Consider the following 3748-nt stretch of genomic DNA (forward strand, 5'->3'; position numbering starts at 1 on the left):
CGATCACCAGCAGGTTGGCCGCCAGCGACAGGTCGATCAGCGTCAGGGCCATCAGGATGGCGTCTTCCGGCGTCATCGACAGCACGTTGGGCAGTTCCCGGAACAGTTCCTGGAAGAACACCACAAGCATCGCCGCCAAGGTGACGACCAGACCAACATAGAACGGCGCCATCAACCAGCGTGACGCGAACAGGCCTCGTTCCAGGATCGATTCCAGTCGGGGCTTAATCATTCGGCGAATCCTTCAGGCTTCAGCCTTCGTACTCCAGCACATAGCGCACGGTCTCGCGACCCTTCGGCGAGAGGGTGAAAGGCTGGGCGCGAGGACCGCCCTGAAGGCGGGCCCCGTTCTTCTAGTCCTTGTAGCTGAACCCGTAGCGAAACACCCGCCGTTCGCCGGGCGGCAGGGTGATGCGCCAGGCCGGGCCGCCATCGCGCAGTTCGAACGGCTTGGGGCCGGCGGTCAGCTTGAAGTCGTCGCGGCCGCCGTCCTGGCGCAGTTCGAGGGTCACCGGCACGGTCTTGGCGTTGATCAGCTCGATCGCATAGTCGCGCCGCGTGCGGCCCAGGCGTTTGGTCTCGCGCTCCAGTTTCGGCTGTACGACCACGTCCATGGCCTGGCCCAGCTCGATGTCGAAGGGCTGGCCGACGGCGACGTCGCGCAGGGCCTTTTCGCCCGCCAGGGTGGGACGGCCGCCGGCGGTCTCCATCACCGCCACCGCGCCGACGGCATCGGCTGGCCCAGGCCCTCGGTCTTGAGGTTCTTCAGGCGCAGCAGGACGGTGGGGGTGGTCTCGATGGCGTCGCCGTCGTCATAGTCGCTGTAGTCGTCGATCCGGTAGCTGTAGAGCCGGGTGAAGCGCACGCCCTTCAGGTCAAGAAAGGCCGCCTGCTTGGTCTGGCGGGCCGCAACGGTGACCGGCTGGGGCAGGGTGTAGAGCTTGTAGTCGCCCAGCTCGGACTGCTCGGCCAGCTTGGCGCGGCTGCCGGTGACCATGATTTCCTCGACGCCCCGGTCCTGCACGGGGGCGGCCATGGCAGGTGGCGGGGGCGGCGGAGGCGCATACGCCGAAATCGGAAAGGCTGGCCTTCTTGACCCGGTGTGTGTGGTGTCCATCGGCCAGCACTGGCGGCTGAGGGCCGAGGTCTCGGCGTCGGGGGTATCCACCGCCTCGCGGGCCAGGGTCCCGGCCACCAGCTGGGTCGGGGCGTTGTCGAAGCTGGTGCCGCCGCTATTGACCAGGGTCAGCCAGCCGACCAGGTCCAGACTGGCGCCGTCGGGCCGGATGCGGGCCACATAGTCGGCCTGCCAGTTCAGGCCGATGGCCAGGTAGGACAGGGTCAGCACCCGGCGGCCGGCGACCGGGACCTCGACCACCGCAGACAGGCTGGGGCGGCTGGACAGGCCGGCGGGCACGCGCTCGAAGGTCAGGCGCTCGATGCCGCCGCTGCACCCCAGGGCCTCGATCCCCTCGGCGGTCTGCAGCACCACCCCGTCGGGGCCCTGGCGGACGATGGCGTCGGCCTCGGTGGCCTTGCCGGTCTTGCGGTTGACGCGGGTGATCCGCACCGGCTGGTTCAGCGATCGCTCCAGCAGCTTGCCGGGGCTGAGCAGGGCGTAGTCATAATTGCGCTCGATCGCGCCGTCCGGCAGGCCCTCGATCGCCGCGCTCTGCGGGATCAGGCCCTCGGCGACGCCGTCGAAGCGCAGGGTGTGGCGACCGGCGGGCAGCGCGACCTCGCGGGTCTCGGTGACCAGCACCAGGCCGCGCTTGACGGCCTGGGCGCGTTCCCAGGGATTGAGGACCTGAAACGGCGTGTCACCGTCGCGATAGAGGGTGATCGCCACCTTCTGGGCGGCGGGCGAGGGGATGGTCTCGGCGAGGGATACCGCCCCAACACCGCTCATCCCCGCGAAAGCGGGGACCCAAGCCAGGGCCAGCCGGCAGGCTCGGGCGACGCCGCCCCGTCGCTTGGGTCCCCGCTTTCGCGGGATGAGCGGTTCAAGATGTTCACCAGCCGGTCTCGACCTCGAAGGTCACGGTGGTCTCGCCATTGGCGGGCACCGGGACGCTCCAGCCCAGGGTCCCGGCGTCGATGCGACGACTGGCCAGGCTCTCCTTCTTGACCTTGGCCTCGACGCCCAGGCCGCCCTGGCGCAGCTCGACGGTCACGGCCTCGGGCCGGGCGTTCCGCAGCACGTAGGACATCGTGTAGCCGTAGCGGCGTTTGCCGATCGACTCGCTGGCCGTCAGGGTGGGCTGGACGGTGACGTCGAAGGCCTCGCCGGTCTTGATCGACAGCTCCGACCCGGCGGGCGTGTGGCCGATGGCGTTCTCGCCGATGAACTTGGGATCGCCGGCGGCGTCGCGCATATAGACCCGCATCACCCCGGCCGGCAGCTGGGCGCCGAGGCCGGCGGCGCTGGCGTTGGAGAACTGCAGGGCCACCGTGGCGCTGGTCGGCTCCGACAGGCTGCTGAACCAGCCCTGGCGATACTCATAGACCTTGCGGGCCTTGACGCCCTGGGCCGACAGGAAGCCGACCTGCTTGCTCTGGTTGGCGGCGATCGTGGTCTTCTGGGCCAGGGGATAGACATAGTAGTCGGCCACGCGCGGTCCGACGCCGGGCTCGATCCCGGCCTTGCCGCCGCGCGGCGCGGGCTGGCGATAGGGCTGGTAGACATTGGGGTTGGCCAGGATGTTGACCTCGCCGGCCACCAGCTGGGTTTCGGCGTTCTCGAAGGCGCTGCCCGACTGGTTGCCCAGGGTGATCCAGCCCTGCAGGTCCAGCGCCCCCTTGGCCTCGTCGAACAGGGCGACATAGTCGGCCTTCCACGACAGGCCGGTGGTCAGATAGCTGAGGGTGGCGGGCCGGGCCCCGGCCTTGTCGGCCTCGACGGTCACCGACAGGGTCGGGCGGGCGCGCAGGGTCTCGGGCACCTTGTCGAAGATCACCCGGGTGGGCACGCCGTCGTCGCGCAACACCTCGATGCGGTCGCCGATCTTCAGCACCACGCCCTCATTGGCCGACAGCACGGTGGCGACCTCGCTCGTCTCCTTGCCGTCGCCGGGATTGGTGCGGATGATCCGGATCTGCCGCCCGACCGCCTTTTCCATCAACTTGTCGGGGGTCAGCAGGTCGAAGTCGAAGTTCTGCTCGACGATCTCGATCCCGGGGGCCGAGAGGCTGACCGTCTCGGGCCGGATGGCGGCCGAGACGTCCTTGAACTCCAGCCGTTGGCGACCGGCGGCGACGTCGAGGCTGCGGACGTCCTGCACCAGGGCCAAGTCGTTGTTATAGATGGTGATCGACAGCTTGGGGGCGGTCTGGGCGTGGGCGCCCGTGGGTATCAGTAGGGGCGCCGTCAGCAGGGTGGCGGCCAGCAAGGCTCGGCGGAACATGACGACGTCTCCCTAGGGTCGACGGTCAAGGTTCCACGGGTTCGCGTCAAAGTCGAGGCAGGTGAGGGGCAATGAATTGCGCCTAGACTCCGCTTCCCCGGCGAAGGCCGGGGCCCAGATTCAGCCTGAGCTTCTGGGGTGGAAGCGCCTTCAGGCGAGGCCCCGATCACCGCCGCCCTGGGTTCGATCTGGGCCCCGGCCTTCGCCGGGGAAGAGGGTGTGGATAGTCTCACCGCCACCCGAACCCCACCGCGTGGACCACCGTGCAGGCGGCCAGGCGCGCGGCGAGGGCCTGGGCGCGGTCGTCGCCTGGTCGTCGATCTCCAGCCGGATGCTCATGGCCG

4 protein-coding genes are annotated in these 3748 nt (G+C 69.2%); all 4 read right to left on the reverse strand.

Translation table 11 applies throughout. The annotated features are described in order from the left end of the window. Positions 1-232 (reverse strand): YqhA family protein (locus CSW58_RS11570; protein ID WP_201721654.1); only part of this gene is annotated, 232 nt, incomplete at its 3' end. Between the two features lie 121 nt (positions 233-353). Beyond that, complete coding sequence (locus tag CSW58_RS15370; RefSeq protein ID WP_236627797.1) at positions 354-710, reverse strand: hypothetical protein; 357 nt, start codon at positions 708-710, stop codon at positions 354-356. Next, on the reverse strand, positions 710-1909 hold the full coding sequence (locus tag CSW58_RS11575) for a DUF4139 domain-containing protein (protein WP_236627798.1): 1200 nt from the start codon (positions 1907-1909) through the stop codon (positions 710-712). Before CSW58_RS11575 ends, CSW58_RS15370 begins: the two co-directional genes overlap by 1 nt. 103 nt (positions 1910-2012) lie before the next feature. Then, positions 2013-3404, reverse strand: coding sequence for a DUF4139 domain-containing protein (locus CSW58_RS11580; RefSeq protein ID WP_099447386.1), 1392 nt, complete (start codon positions 3402-3404; stop codon positions 2013-2015). Positions 3405-3748: the final 344 nt, after the last annotated feature.

The organism is Caulobacter sp. B11 (genome assembly GCF_002737765.1).
GTDB lineage: Bacteria > Pseudomonadota > Alphaproteobacteria > Caulobacterales > Caulobacteraceae > Caulobacter.